16 protein-coding genes are annotated in these 14,150 nt (G+C 38.9%); 10 read left to right on the top strand and 6 right to left on the bottom strand.

Annotated features, from left to right (window positions below; translation table 11 throughout):
- Nucleotides 1-151: 151 nt before the first annotated feature.
- From DRW42_RS22250 to idi, 3 genes are read left to right on the top strand one after another with little or no spacing between them, the layout of a single operon-like run.
- Nucleotides 152-1,057 (top strand): MerR family transcriptional regulator, encoded by a 906-nt coding sequence (locus DRW42_RS22250; protein ID WP_113951076.1) that lies wholly within the window; start codon nt 152-154, stop codon nt 1,055-1,057.
- Complete coding sequence (locus DRW42_RS22245) at nt 1,041-1,877, top strand: phytoene/squalene synthase family protein (RefSeq protein WP_113951075.1); 837 nt, start codon at nt 1,041-1,043, stop codon at nt 1,875-1,877. The genes DRW42_RS22250 and DRW42_RS22245 overlap by 17 nt, the downstream gene beginning before the upstream one ends.
- Nucleotides 1,878-2,420 carry an isopentenyl-diphosphate Delta-isomerase gene (gene idi / locus DRW42_RS22240; RefSeq protein WP_113951074.1) on the top strand — a complete coding sequence of 181 codons (543 nt, stop codon included), beginning with the start codon at nt 1,878-1,880 and terminating at the stop codon, nt 2,418-2,420.
- Between the two features lie 188 nt (nt 2,421-2,608).
- On the opposite strand, the gene DRW42_RS22235 is transcribed toward idi, so the two are convergent.
- From DRW42_RS22235 to DRW42_RS22225, 3 genes are read right to left on the bottom strand one after another with little or no spacing between them, the layout of a single operon-like run.
- Entirely contained in the window at nt 2,609-3,352 is a 744-nt protein-coding gene (locus DRW42_RS22235) for a DNA-formamidopyrimidine glycosylase family protein (protein WP_113951073.1), read from the bottom strand.
- Nucleotide 3,353: 1 nt separating this feature from the next.
- Nucleotides 3,354-3,557 (bottom strand): KTSC domain-containing protein, encoded by a 204-nt coding sequence (locus tag DRW42_RS22230; protein WP_113951072.1) that lies wholly within the window; start codon nt 3,555-3,557, stop codon nt 3,354-3,356.
- Between the two features lie 42 nt (nt 3,558-3,599).
- Nucleotides 3,600-3,980, bottom strand: a complete 381-nt coding sequence (locus DRW42_RS22225) for a hypothetical protein (RefSeq protein WP_113951071.1) — start codon at nt 3,978-3,980, stop codon at nt 3,600-3,602.
- Between the two features lie 111 nt (nt 3,981-4,091).
- Between DRW42_RS22225 and DRW42_RS22220 the strand changes: the two genes are divergently transcribed.
- From DRW42_RS22220 to DRW42_RS22200, 5 genes are all read left to right on the top strand, one after another.
- Nucleotides 4,092-4,280 carry a hypothetical protein gene (locus DRW42_RS22220; RefSeq protein ID WP_113951070.1) on the top strand — a complete coding sequence of 63 codons (189 nt, stop codon included), beginning with the start codon at nt 4,092-4,094 and terminating at the stop codon, nt 4,278-4,280.
- Nucleotides 4,281-4,388: 108 nt separating this feature from the next.
- Nucleotides 4,389-5,201: a HipA family kinase gene (locus DRW42_RS22215; protein ID WP_425273506.1), complete on the top strand. Its 813-nt coding sequence runs from the start codon at nt 4,389-4,391 to the stop codon at nt 5,199-5,201.
- Nucleotides 5,179-5,562: a DUF3037 domain-containing protein gene (locus DRW42_RS22210; protein WP_113951069.1), complete on the top strand. Its 384-nt coding sequence runs from the start codon at nt 5,179-5,181 to the stop codon at nt 5,560-5,562. Before DRW42_RS22215 ends, DRW42_RS22210 begins: the two co-directional genes overlap by 23 nt.
- A gap of 321 nt (nt 5,563-5,883) precedes the next feature.
- Nucleotides 5,884-7,794 carry an AAA domain-containing protein gene (locus tag DRW42_RS22205; RefSeq protein ID WP_113951068.1) on the top strand — a complete coding sequence of 637 codons (1,911 nt, stop codon included), beginning with the start codon at nt 5,884-5,886 and terminating at the stop codon, nt 7,792-7,794.
- Nucleotides 7,795-7,963: 169 nt separating this feature from the next.
- Nucleotides 7,964-8,341 carry a response regulator gene (locus DRW42_RS22200; RefSeq protein ID WP_113951067.1) on the top strand — a complete coding sequence of 126 codons (378 nt, stop codon included), beginning with the start codon at nt 7,964-7,966 and terminating at the stop codon, nt 8,339-8,341.
- Between the two features lie 134 nt (nt 8,342-8,475).
- Here DRW42_RS22200 and topB read toward each other — a convergent pair whose 3' ends face one another.
- On the bottom strand, nt 8,476-10,329 hold the full coding sequence (gene topB, locus DRW42_RS22195) for a DNA topoisomerase III (RefSeq protein WP_113951066.1): 1,854 nt from the start codon (nt 10,327-10,329) through the stop codon (nt 8,476-8,478).
- Between the two features lie 203 nt (nt 10,330-10,532).
- Between topB and DRW42_RS22190 the strand changes: the two genes are divergently transcribed.
- A complete protein-coding gene (locus DRW42_RS22190) occupies nt 10,533-10,976 on the top strand; it encodes a hypothetical protein (protein WP_113951065.1) in 444 nt (147 codons plus the stop codon).
- Here DRW42_RS22190 and DRW42_RS22185 read toward each other — a convergent pair.
- Entirely contained in the window at nt 10,973-11,758 is a 786-nt protein-coding gene (locus tag DRW42_RS22185; protein WP_113951064.1) for a murein L,D-transpeptidase catalytic domain family protein, read from the bottom strand. The two genes, DRW42_RS22190 and DRW42_RS22185, sit on opposite strands and share 4 nt — an antisense overlap.
- A 225-nt stretch (nt 11,759-11,983) precedes the next feature.
- Here DRW42_RS22185 and DRW42_RS29405 point away from each other — a divergent pair, with 225 nt between their 5' ends.
- A complete protein-coding gene (locus DRW42_RS29405) occupies nt 11,984-12,106 on the top strand; it encodes a hypothetical protein (protein WP_279634201.1) in 123 nt (40 codons plus the stop codon).
- Between the two features lie 135 nt (nt 12,107-12,241).
- On the opposite strand, the gene DRW42_RS22180 is transcribed toward DRW42_RS29405, so the two are convergent.
- A complete protein-coding gene (locus DRW42_RS22180; protein WP_113951063.1) occupies nt 12,242-14,149 on the bottom strand; it encodes a DUF3857 domain-containing transglutaminase family protein in 1,908 nt (635 codons plus the stop codon).
- Nucleotide 14,150 lies beyond the last annotated feature (1 nt).

The raw sequence follows: 14,150 nt of genomic DNA, 5'->3' as shown, positions 1-14,150 counted from the left end.
AGAACCGTTTTCGGATCGTGTTGGATGTTACCATCCGACACTTATTCTGAAAATTAGGATTAATCAGTCAGATGGTAACATCCGACTGCAAAAAAAAACTTTCTTTAATTTATTTTGTTTAGATTTTATTGAATATATTTAAACAAAATAAATGACCTATTCTATCTCAGATCTTGAACAGCTTTCGGGCATTCATTCTCATACCATCAGGATCTGGGAGCAACGGTACCATGCATTAAGCCCCATGCGTACAGAGGGCAATACGCGCCTTTACGATGATAAACAGCTTAGAAAGCTCTTAAATATTGTTAGTTTAAATAAAAGTGGCCTTAAAATTTCTAAAATCTGTAGTCTTTCTGATGAGGATATAGAACAGCTTTTAGATCAGCAGCTTACTTACCCTTCTCCTGATAAAGAAACGGAATATTATATATCTAAGTTAATTAACAGCGGATTAGCTTTTGATGAGCCCTCTTTTAATCATTTAATTGATGATGGAATAAGTAAATTCGGCCTTTCGGATTGTTACCGGAAAATCATGTATCCCTTGCTGGTACGTTTGGGCTTAATGTGGCGAAAAGACGATATTTGCCCTGCCCATGAGCACTTTTTATCCAATATTATCCGTCAGAAAATATTTACACACATAAATAACCTTCCATTTGCAAGTACATCTTCAGATAAATGGCTCCTTTTTCTGCCCGAAGATGAAGATCACGATATCGGATTGCTTTTTGCCAGTTATATGTTAAGGATGCATGGTCATCAGGTTATTTTTTTAGGGAGTAAAGTTCCGTTAGATTCTATCGAACGGGTATTTTCGACGCTAAATATTAACCAGGTTTTACTTTTTATGGTAAAATCGAGAACAGTTACTGCAGCACAGAAATATATAGATCAATTATCCGAAATATGCACATCCACCCGGATCCATCTTGCCGGAAACAGTCAGTTAATCGGTAACCTAAAAAATATAGGTCACATCAACTGGTTTAAAACGCTCGATGAATTTGAAACATCCATTAATTATCCCATTTTACATGAAAGAAATTTTTGATCAGCTATCTGCCGATTGTAGCCGGCTCACCACCAAGCGTTATAGTACCAGTTTTTCTTTTGGCATCTATTTTCTTGGTAAAGAACTGCGCATGCCCATCCATTCAATTTATGGTTTTGTGCGTTTGGCAGATGAAATTGTAGACAGTTTTCATCACTATGATAAAAAATTTCTGCTGGATAAATTCAAACAAGACACTTTTGAAGCGATTAATTTAGGCATCAGTTTAAACCCAATCCTAAACTCATTTCAAAAGATAGTTAATCATTATCAAATCGATCATGAGCTGATCCATCTTTTTTTAAAAAGCATGGAAATGGACCTTTCTACCCAAAAATATACCTCCGAACTTTATAACGAATATATATTAGGTTCTGCCGAGGTTGTGGGCTTAATGTGTTTAAAGATTTTTACAGGCGGTAATCAGGCCAATTACGAACAGTTAAAACCTTACGCGATGAAACTGGGCTCTGCTTTTCAAAAAGTAAATTTTTTACGTGATGTTAAAGCCGATCATCAAAGTTTAAACCGTAATTATTTTCCTAATGTTAACCTTGCTTTGTTTTGCGATAACCAGAAAAGGGAGATAGAGGAGGAGATTGAAGAAGAGTTTGCCATAGCCCTGGCCGGTATCAAAATGTTACCCCCAAGCGCCAGGAATGGTGTATATTTGTCGTATATCTATTATAAAAAACTATTTACCAAAATTAAGCAGTTAAGCGCCGAAAAAATTATGACGGAGCGGATCAGGATTTCCAATACCCATAAAGTGGGCTTGATGTTCGACTCGATTATCCGCAATAAGCTAAATGTAATTTAAATGGAAGAACAAGTTATTCTGGTTGATCAGGATGATAAGCCCGTGGGCCAGATGGAAAAAATAGAAGCACACGAAAAGGGCTTGCTTCATCGTGCTTTTTCTGTTTTTATCTTTAATTCTAAAAAAGAATTGCTGTTACAACAACGTGCGTTAAGCAAATACCACTCAGGCGGCCTGTGGACCAATACCTGCTGCAGTCACCCTCGATTAGGCGAAACCAATATAGCGGCTGCCAAAAGGCGCTTAAATGAAGAAATGGGGATGGATTGTGAACTTAATTATCTTTTTAAATTTACCTATAAAGCCAAATTTGAAGACGGTTTAACAGAGCATGAGGTTGACCATGTTTTTTTTGGTGCCAGCGACATACTTCCGGTGATTAACAGGGAAGAGGTAGAAACTTTTAAATATATCGATCTGGAAACATTAGCCAATGATATAAAGACAAATCCTCAGGTTTATACGCCATGGCTAAAAATTTGTTTAAGCAAAGTTATGGAGCACGTAAAACTTGCTGAAACAAAAAACGGGCATACAGCCTAAGCCATATACCCGTATCTAAATTAACGCTCTCGAGGACAAATATAGGAGTAGTTTCTAAAAATACAATAGCTTTAACACTTCTTTTACTTTAAAATTATAATTAATTAACCGCTTTTTGATTGATTTTAGGCTTAAGTTGCTGTAAATTAGTTTTTTAAATATTTCATAAAAAATTAAAAAAGTGGGACTTAATTTTGCTGATAAAGCTTTTGGCATTTCCCGCAATAGTAAGTTTGCCTGTGTGTTTTGCCAAGTTCCTTTTTAGTGATTGGATGTTTCCGCGGACATTCTTTCTGACTATAAACCTCCCAATGTTTACTTAAGGTATTTTCCTTTTTCCATTTTAAAAAATCGAAACTATAATTTCTGGCTTCTTTTACTAAAGCCTTTACCTTTGCGGGTGGTAAATCTTCAATCTTATTTAATGGATGTACTTTTATGCGGTATAAAACCTCATTTTTGATAATATTACCCACCCCGCTAAATATATGCTGATCCAACAGCACATCGCATACCAGTGCTTCGGGCATTTCTTTGAGTTTTTTAATGGCAGCCCTGCTATTCCATTCCTCTGCCATTATATCGTTTTCCCAATTGTAATGTTCTTTAACATTACCTTCAAGCAGGTCTACCTTGCAGGTATAAAAATTCAGTTCGTCATTTTTAAAAGCAAGGCCCAGTGTAAGCTTTGTTTTTTTGTGCGCGTTGATCAGATAAGTGCCAAACAACATAAAATGGATGCGGAGGGTAAAATCTTTAAAACAAATCAGGAAATGTTTGCCCCAGCTTTTAAAATCCTGTATTTTCTCGTGGAGCAGCCTGTCTTTATCTAAATTTTTTGCACTGCCTTCAACTTCCAGTATTTCGGGCTTGCCTAAATGCAGGTCTTTAATTAAATCTTTCAAAATTACAATCGACGGGCCTTCGGGCATATTATTCTTCCTCCAGTTTTTGAAACTTAAACTTATCTTTAATATAACTGTTAAAGTATCTTCCTTTAGAGCCCGATGCCTTTAACATTTTATAAATTCGCACGGGTACATTTTTATACAGGTAAAACATATCGGTGATGAACATGATTTTTAATGTTTTCCGATCTGCATCATAACTAAAATATTTAATTACTGATGAAGGCATAATCGCAGGTTTATTTAAAAACAGCTTCTATTGCAAATGGTTTTAATCGTTCTTCAGCTCCGATTCTTCTTTTGCCACCTTTATTTTTTCCTTTTTCAAGTCGATCCTGATGATGTTATACAAACTCATGTATACATTTGCTATCCAAACGATAGAGAAAAATGAAATGATGTAACCACGCCAATCGGGATAAAGCAGTGTAAAATTGGTAATGAATAACAGGAGTAAGGTTACATAGTGACTGAAACAGTATTCGCAGGTAAATACATAGAAAAATTTCCGTTTTATTAATTTATTGCAGTTTTTCGAACGATCAACACAAAATTCGCGAGCCTCTTTAAAAATTTCTTCTTTGGTAACCGTCCATGCGATGCATGCAACGGGCAATGCCATAATAAAAAGGTGATAAATGTGTGCTTCCATAACAATCAGATCCGGGATATATGTACAACCTCAAAGCCCTGAAAATGTTTAGTTATGCCAGAAACATTTTGGTTATATTTATGTTAATTCAATTATCTAATCAATATTGTTATGGAAAGATCAGAAATTATATCGCTGTTAGAAGTTATAAACCAACAGGTAAGTTCGTCGGTTTTGGGTGGCATGGAAGAGAAGTATGAAGAACTGGAAAGTATGGGACTGATTAAGATCAACCGCGAATCGGTACAATGGTCGTCGGCAATGACCCCGGCCGGAAATGCTTACTTAGGGCACGATTAAACCTGCTTTCATTTCAACCGTAAGCATTACTACCATACGCTGACTGATTTATTGTTGAAAATCTGCTAAATTTGCAGCAAGTTTAGAATTGTGTCCAAATTAAAATAAATGGCCATTCTATCTGCAGATATGAACGATTTACAACTCAGAACAGTAAATGTTACCCGTTATGTTACGCCTTTGCGCGAAGGAGGCTCTATGCCCGCCATTGCAGAGGCCGACGATAATTTTTTATACGTACTTAAATTTAGAGGTGCCGGGCAGGGTACAAGGGCTTTAATTGCTGAATTAATCGGCGGTGAAATTGCCCGTATTTTGGGACTACTTGTACCCGAATTGGTGTTTGCCAACCTGGATGAGGCCTTCGGAAGAACAGAGCCTGATGAAGAAATCCAGGATTTATTAAAAGCAAGCGTAGGCTTAAATTTAGCATTACACTATCTTTCCGGTGCCATTACTTTCGATCCCACAGTAACTACAGTTGATGCTAAACTGGCCTCGCAGATTGTGTGGCTGGATTGCTTTTTAACCAATATGGACCGCACCTGCCGGAATACCAATATGCTGATCTGGCATAAAGAACTCTGGCTGATTGATCATGGTGCATCGCTTTACTTCCACCATTCGTGGCAAAACTGGAAAGAACAGGCTGTTAAACCTTTTGTGCTGGTAAAAGACCATGTATTGTTGCCATGGGCTACCGAACTTCAAAGTGTACACGAAGAATTTATTAAAATCCTTACACCCGAAAAAATTGAAGCGGTTATCAGATTAATTCCTGATGACTGGCTGGAGGGTGAAACCAATTTCGAAAGTAAAGAAGAACACCGCAAGGCTTACATTTATTTCCTGACGGAAAGATTAGCCAATTCTGATATATTTTTAAAAGAAGCACAGCATGCAAGGGAAATTCTTATTTGAGTATGCTGTAATCCGCGTGATGCCGAGGGTTGAACGTGAAGAATTTATCAATGTGGGCATTATTTTATTTTGCGCCAAGCAAAAATTTTTAAAAAGTATATATGTGTTGAATGAAGCGCGGATTAGAGCTTTTTCTGCTGAAGTTGATGTAGATGAACTGAAAGAAAACTTAGCTGCTTTTGAGCGAATCAGTGTTGCTGCCAAAGGATCCGGATCGATTGGCCAATACGACCAGGCCTCGCGTTTCAGGTGGCTTACCGCAACCCGGAGTACCGTTGTACAATGCTCTAAAGTACATCCGGGTTTTTGTGATGATGCGGAGGAAACTTTGTTAAGGTTGCATCGGGAGCTGGTTTTGTAAATGCGTTGAACGTTTGGCGCACATTGTTGATTACCATTAGTTTTTAGCCCGTTTTCCAGGTGCGATCGTCATGCAGGGTGACGACTTGGAATTATTAGCGACGAACAATTAACCAGTTAACCAATTAAACAATTAACCTCCGCTAGCAATTAAGAATTCAGTCATGCAACAATTAACCAGTTAACCAATTAAACAATTAACCTCTGTTAGCAATTAAGAATTCAGCCATGCAACAGTTAACCAGTTAACCAATTTAAACAATTAACCCCATACGCAATCAAACATAGCAACAGAACAATAACCCACTAACCCATTCCACCCTTGCCAAAAGAATATTTTAAAAAACTTCAGGATCTGCTTAATACCGAACGCGAAGAAGATTTACAATCGTATTTAAAACTTACCGAAAATACTTCAGCGGCCGATAGGAGGGCTTTAGGCTTAACCTGGTATCCGATTGCGATCAGGAACACAGAAATAGGGCGTGGTGATTATTTAACTGTGGAACTGGAGCGTACCACGCATCAGGATTTTTCACATCAGTTCCGTTTTGGTTCGGCTGTGGTGTTGTTTTCCAATCACGATGCTAAAGAAGACCGTGTAGAAGGGATTATTACACACCATAGTGGCAGCCGGATGAAAATCAGTTTACGTATTGATGAATTACCTGACTGGACGCGTGATGGAAAATTAGGTGTAGACTTGCTTTTCGACAATAACAGTTACGATGAAATGCAGAATGCGCTGAAACAGGCTACACATTTAGCTGAAAATGAATCGGAAAATAAACTGATCCGCATTTTAACTAAAGGCGAAAAACCTTCATTCCGCGGAGAAGAGAAATTCATCATCCCCAATACGCTTAACGATTCGCAACAGTTAGCGGTAAATAAAATTATCTCTGCAGATCATTTGGCTATTGTGCATGGTCCGCCGGGAACCGGGAAAACCACCACATTGGTGCATGCCATAAAATCACTTGCAAAACACAGTGATCAAAAAATCCTTGTGGTAGCACCGAGTAATACTGCAGTTGATTTACTCACCGAAAAATTAGCTGCCGTGGGCTTAAAAGTAATCCGTGTAGGGAATCCGGCCAGGGTTTCGGAAAGATTGCTTGCTGCCACACTCGATCACCAAATGGCCGGTCATCCAGAAATGAAAACCATTAAAGCGTTAAAGAAACAGGCCAGTGAGTATAAAAATATGGCCCATAAATATAAACGCAGTTTTGGAAAGGCTGAGCGCGAGCAGCGTAAAGCTTTGTTTGATGAAGCGCATAAAATTGGCAGGGAAGTAGAAAAAACCGAACAATACATTATGGACAGCCTGTTTACCAAAGCGCAGATAATTACGGCAACTTTGGTGGGCGCAAACCATTATACGGTACGCAATTTAAAATACAATACCATCGTGATTGATGAAGCAGGGCAGGCATTAGAACCGGCCTGCTGGATCCCTATTCTCAAAGCACAAAAAGTGGTGTTAGCAGGCGATCATTTTCAACTTTCTCCAACCATAAAATCAAACGAAGCTGCCAGAAATGGTTTAAGTAATACTTTATTAGAGAAAACTGTAAGTCTTCATCCTGAATCCGTTGTACTGTTAAACGAACAATACAGGATGAATAGGTCTATTATGGGTTATTCGTCTAAAGTATTTTATAATAACGAACTTAAAGCACATGACTCTGTTGCTGACAGGTTATTGTTTGCAGATGACGAAGCTATTCAGTTTATCGATACAGCTGGTTGCAGTTATGATGAAAAATTAGACGGAACAAGTACTACCAACCCGGATGAGGCTGCATTTTTAGTGAAACATTTAACGCATTTGGCTGGTTATTTGGCAACATTAAGTGAGGTTAATTTTCCTTCAATAGCCATTGTTTCGCCGTACAAGCAACAGGTACAGATTTTAAATGAACTGGTTAAGGAAAATGATATTTTGAGTCCTTACCTGGAAAAAATTTCGGTAAATACCATCGATAGTTTCCAGGGGCAGGAGCGTGATGTGGTTTACATCAGTTTAACCAGAAGTAACGCTGAAGGAAGTATCGGCTTTTTATCGGATACCAGGAGGATGAACGTAGCGATGACGAGGGCCAGGAAGAAACTGGTGGTGATAGGCGATAGTTCAACGCTTTCTAAATCTAAATTTTATGCAGATTTTATTCAATATGCCGAACAGTTAAACGCTTATCACAGCGCCTGGGAGTTTATGGATTTATAGTCATAAAGCTGTTACTTTATAAAGGCTGAAAAAATTAAATAAATTTATTATTTTTACTTAAATCATCCTTTATCTAGTTGAAATTCTTGCTATTATTAATTTAGAATGCAATATCCGGTAAAGCATTTTTGTCAACAAATATGGGTTTACAGATTAATTAACCATCTAAATGACTGAAACAATCAAAATTCTTATTGCAGATGATAATGATTTGATGCGGCTTTTGATGAAGAGGTTATTCAGTAAATGCCTGGTATCTCCCAATATTTCCGAAACCAAAGATTTACCTGATACCATTAATTATCTTAAAGAAGAAATCATCGATTTTTTACTTCTGGACATTAATATGCCTCAGGGAGATAGTGATCCAAACACCATAAAAGAAATTTTGGCCATTCAGCCCGATATCAAAATCTGCATGTTCAGTGGTAATGATAAAGCCGTGTTAGAGCAAGGTTTTTTAGATGCCGGTGCAGTGGGTTTTATCCAGAAAGATGAAAACATGGGCGACTCCCTTCAGAGAGTGATCAAAAGCGTTTTTAATTAAGCAAGAGGCGTAGTCATTTCCCGGGAGTTATTTAAGTTACCGTCATTTCGGGCGTAACCTAGCGAAGTCGGGAAATCTGCCTCGGGATAGCTCTCTCCATTCCACTGCATTCCAGTGGAGATGACGATTATGCGTTAAGCCTTCTCAAGTTTCTTTTCTTCCTCCAGTTTTCCTGAAATAGTAGCGCCGGCGATTAATAACTCATGCGTGATGGTTTTGGTGTATTCGGTTATTTCCGATTTAAAATCCTTCACCGAAGAGCCTGAACGGATTTCTTCCAAACGTTTTTCCCATTGCCCGGTAAGTTCGGCCTGCGCAATCTGTTTATCTTTAACCACTTCATAAACGGCCAAACCTTTATTGGTTGGTACCAGATTCCTCTTTTCCCTCGTGATGTATTCCCTTGTAATTAATGTTTCTATAATTGATGCTCGCGTAGCAGGAGTACCCAGGCCGCTGTCTTTCATGGCATAACGTAATTCTTCGTCTTCTATCTCTTTACCACAGGTTTCGAGTGCTTTTAACAGCGAAGCTTCATTGTACATCGGCTTAGGTTTCGTCTGTTTTTCTAAAAGTGATTTTTCGGTAATTGGCAATAACTCTCCAACGGCCACTTTGGGTAAAGCGGCATTATCTTCGTCTTTTTTGTCATCTTCAGGATCGTTAAATACAGCCCTCCAGCCCGCAGAGCGGATTACCGTTCCGTTAGCTACAAAAGTGACGCCCGATTGTATGGTAATTTTAGTGAGTTCTTTTAAACATTCCTGGTGAAAGGCCTCAATCATCCTGCCCACAACCATATCATACACCGCCTGTTTATCGGCGCTTAAACCGTAAGCCTGCTCGCCGGTAGGTAAAACGGCATGGTGATCGGTTACTTTTTTGGCGTTTACACTTCGCTTGTTCAAAGTAATGGTCTGTAAAAACTGCGCCTGTTTTCCAAAATCCGGATGATCGGTAAATTTCGCAATCAGATCGGGAACACCTGCAAAAACATCATCTCCAATATACCTCGATCCGGTACGCGGATAGGATACGAGCTTGCTTTCGTAAAGATTTTGGAGAATATTAAGCGTCTGATCTGCCGTGTAACCTTTTTTCTTATTGGCTTCCTGCTGTAAACTACTTAAATCGTGCAGCAGTGGCGGTGGCTCTTTCCGAGGTTTGGCTTCTACTGCGGTAATATTTCCGCCGTTTGGAAATCCTGAAGCCACATCCTCAACCAGTGCAAATAATTTTTCTACCTCTTCTTTTTCTTTATAGTTGGAAGTAGATATGGCCTTAAAAACCTGTTCATCTTTCGTCAGCAAAATACTGATCTGATAATAGGTTTGCGGTACAAAATTTTTGATTTCCAAAAAGCGGGCGCAGATCATGGCCAGGGTAGGTGTTTGCACCCTGCCCAGCGAAAGTACCGTCCTGTTTCCTGCCGAAATACTTAAAGCCTGCGTGGCGTTCATGCCTACCAGCCAGTCGGATTCTGAGCGGCAATGCGCAGAATTGAACAGCGTATCGTAATCGGTACCAGGTTTTAGGTTCCTGAATCCATCTTTTATGGCTTCATCCGTTTGAGAAGATATCCAGAGGCGTTTAAAAGGTTTTTTGCATTTCAGATAGTAATAAATGTACCTGAAAATCAATTCTCCCTCACGCCCGGCATCGGTTGCCACAATAATTTCTGTAGCCTCATCAAAAAGTTTTTTTATCGTATCGAGCTGTTTCCTTACGGCAGGATCTTCTACAAAGCCATCTTTAGTTTTGATTTTCCTTACAGCAAGTTTAAATTTTTGCGGGAGCATGGGTAAATGCTGCTTCCGCCAGCCAATAAAGCCATAATCCTGCGGTGGTGCCAATTGTAATAAATGCCCGAATGCCCAGGTAAAAGAATATCCTTTACCTTCAATGTATCCATCTTTCCTGGTGGTTGCTCCGAAAACTTTGGCAAGCTCACGACCAACAGAGGGCTTTTCTGCAATTACAATCTTCATTAATGGGCTTATCTTTTCAAACCCCAAAGATGCTTAAAATAATGGCAATAGCTCAAAAAAATTACTCACAATGCTAATTTAAGGCATCTTTAGACAAACAATTATCCCATAACTTTGTCCATCTTCTGTGCCGGATTTTTTATATCAAATTGATTAACAATTTGGTAATATCATCATCTAAGTATTACAATTGGATTTTATTAATGGAGAAAATTTACGATCTGCTGGGGAATAAAATAAGTGTGGCGCTCGAACCTAAGCTTATCCGGGTGTACAGTAATGCAGCACTATGGAAATATCTTGATGGCATGGCCAACAGCCGCTTTGAACTTATAGTAAATACGATTAAAGCAGATTATGAAAAAGAGTTTGACAAGCCCTTGGATATAAGCACAAACTCACTTATTGTAGAAATCCTGGTTCACGTATATTGTGATTATCTCGGTTTATCATTTAACCGCATTGTGCGCGTAAAATGGATTCAAAACCTGGTTGAAAAACTGCTGAAAAGGGCTGAAGTGGTTGATTGCGGGGAAAAAAGTGTAGATAGCAACCGATGGGTTTGGGATTTACTGGCCGGCAGCAAATCCCTGTTTATCCGTATGCTTCCAAAAAACCTGAACGCAAAAAATATTAAAAAACATTAATCCATCTGCGCTGCTAAAACCTGTTCCTGGTTTAAAACTACACTTGCTGCCAGCGTTTCGTTTAAAAAGGCAGAATTATACAGTTGATCGGAATTATTGATAAAAAGCACGGTATGATCAGAAATGGTATTGATTACTTTATCAGCCAGTTTAGCCGGAACAGCCGGACAGCCCTGACTTCGGCCCAAACGGCCCAATTGATCGATGCTTTGCTGGCTTACATAGCTTGCACCATGTACCACAATCGATCTTTCCCTCGCATTACTGTTAAACCCTACGTCCATGCCATCTAATTTAAGTGAACGGCCATGTTTGCCATAGTAAATTTCTCCTGTTAAATAAAAACCTAAACTGCTCTGGTTGGAATTGATGTTGTTAGAAAAAGCAGAAGGTTTATCTCCGCCACTGTTCTGGCCGTGAGCTACCCAGGTATTCATTACCAGTTTTTTATTGGCCAGATCGATAATGTAAAGACGTTTTTTACAGCTTTCCTGATCGAAATCAGCAATGGTTAAGATGGATTTGGAATGTAACAATCCCGAATATTTCATGTTGTAATAACCGGTTAATGCTTTTTCGAAAACCTGTTCGCTTAATCCGGCCGAATCCAAATGTACCTGATGATAAATATTTAAAATGTATTGATTGTAAATACTATCGGCAGCAATATTTTGAACTGTTTCTTGCTGAGTGTTTGGACGCTCCACGGCTTTCCAACTTGTTCCGACAATGCTCATACTCACTAAAAAAATCGCAGCAATGCCCAGGATGTGTTTCTTCATTCAGTTTAATTTGTTTGACTATGAATTACTTATACGAAAGTTTGGGGCAAATGTTGTGTGATGAAACTTGTAGCATTAGAAATACATGCGGTTTTACATTGCTGTGACTGAACTCGTTTTCATCACCCGGGATTTATTTCAAGATCTATTTTGCAGGACGATGCTAATCCATTTATCAAAATAAATATTAATCTATTTCCTTATTTTTACCACAAATAACAAAAAATGCCAAACGAAGAACACGATTACTCTTTCTGGACCAAGTATAAAAAGTTTGCCTCAACAGAAATTTTAATGTACCTGATTATGATTATAGGAATCGGACTTGGGATTATTTTTTTAAGTTAGGTACTTTTGTTGCCCGCAGATTTAGTTGATTCCGCAGATTCATTTTGTTACCCTCGAGCGGGAGCTGAATGCTTTTTTTGCCAGCTGTTTCAGCATCATGCTAACCAATTCACCAATTGCAAATGAACCAATGAACTATTTCTTCAAACTAAGCGCCAGCTTTAAATAATCAGCGGCATTTACATCATTGATGAATTTAGAAAACTCTGCGTATTGTTCTGCAGGGAACGTTCCGTCGTTTAGAATGAATTTTCTGTAATAAGTAAGTTTATTTCCTTCCAGACTTGTTTTACAGGCATACTCGCCGAAAACACTTTTAAAGGTTTTATTTTGTGCGATAAACAACTCTGCATTTACATTGTCGGGCAGGGTGTATATAATGGTATCTTCATCCGTATATCCACGGTTAATGTAAACAGGTAAGGTTCGGTTACGTATTTCCGGCACCGATTTTTTAACGTTAAAAGCATTAAGCTGCAGGAACATTTTGTTGCTGTTAACCGGGGCATAATTGCGTATGTTAACCGTTATATCTTCCGTTAATTTTGGTGCGATATCCTTTTTCTGTGCAAAAGCAACCGTTTCAAAGTCGATATTGTCAATATTATAGGTCTCTTTAAGCAGTTTGTGCTGCTCAGTAATGGATTTTCCGATCAGTTCTTCCTGATTTTCGTACTGAGCGCCTTCGTAAACCGTATTCATTTTTCCCGTTACACTACCATCAGTTTGGATGGCGAGGTTAGCTTTTCGGATCTGCAGATTTTCGGCTGTGGTGAGTTTTGGCGTATGCAGCAATTTCCCGCCCTCAGGTGTACAGGCGAGCACTAAACGATCGTCGGTAAAGTCGCTTAAAAAGCCGAAGGGAATTTTCTGGCTTGTACATTCGAGCCAGGTGGTATCACCCTTCAGTGGCATACATAAAATAATGTGGTTGCCCTGTACCATACTGGCATATTTCGGGTCCATGCTCTTTTTCTCCGAACCTGCCTCTACCACGCAATAAAGCGATTCAATATCTGCTGCGCTCAGCAAACTTTGCATATAGTTTACAAGGGCCTTACAATCGCCATAACCCAGGCGGTCTACCTCGCTGGCAGAAATGGGTTGAAAGCCACCAATTCCAATCTGTACACTGATATACCTTGTTTTATCCTGCAGGTATTGATAGATTTTTCGTGCTTTATCTTTATCTGTTTTTTCGTTTTTCACCAGGTCTTTTACCATTTGCACGGTAGATGGTGGCAATGCCCTGCGGTCTTTCAATAAATCGTTATAAACCCATTTACCCAGTTCATCCCAGTTGGTATAATTTCCTTTGTGGTTATAATAATAAAAATCCAGGGGGGCAATCTGTATACTGGTAGAGTAAGTGTTATGTGCCGGACTATAGGGTTCTGTTCGTACTGCTAAAATATTGTTTACCTTCCAGATGGTTTTTTTCTGTTTTTCATCCGTTACTACATCCGGCGTTCCGCTATAGTTCTGCGTTTTTATCCTGACCTGATCGTTAGGTTTAGAAATAAAGGTATAACTGCTTTTTTCTACCGAAACATCATCCGCAGGTTTTGGTGTCCAGTCGGGGATAATAAGGTTTTGTTTATTTCTGATCTCATAATTGTAAACGATAGTATAAGGATATTGGTTTACCGACGGAAGGTAGTGTTTGAGGCGACTATCTACAAAAAGCGAAAAGCCATCGGCAGCACTCATATCGGCAAAATCGCTCTGCGAAAATTTATTGGTCAGTTTACCTACGCTATTGTAAACTTCGCCCTTAATGCTTTTTATGGAAATATTCTTATCATAAAAGATAACTAAACGTGCCTCGTCTTCTCCATTCTGATTAAATACCGTAATAGCTTTTTTTACACTGAGCATTACGTTATCCGGCGCCCGCATATCAATCACAGTCTCTTCATTACGGATACATGCATTTGCACGGTTCCGGAGGTTTGACGGAATCAGGTCAACATCATAATTATCCTGTGCAAGAGCGCCTACAGCAATAAATAGTGATAATAACAACGCGAATAAAGACCTCATC

It is taken from the genome of Pedobacter miscanthi (assembly GCF_003315595.1).
GTDB classification, from domain to species: Bacteria; Bacteroidota; Bacteroidia; order Sphingobacteriales; family Sphingobacteriaceae; genus Pedobacter; species Pedobacter miscanthi.
The sequence above is the reverse complement of the archived record's forward strand: the minus strand, read 5'-3'. Positions and strand labels throughout refer to the sequence as shown.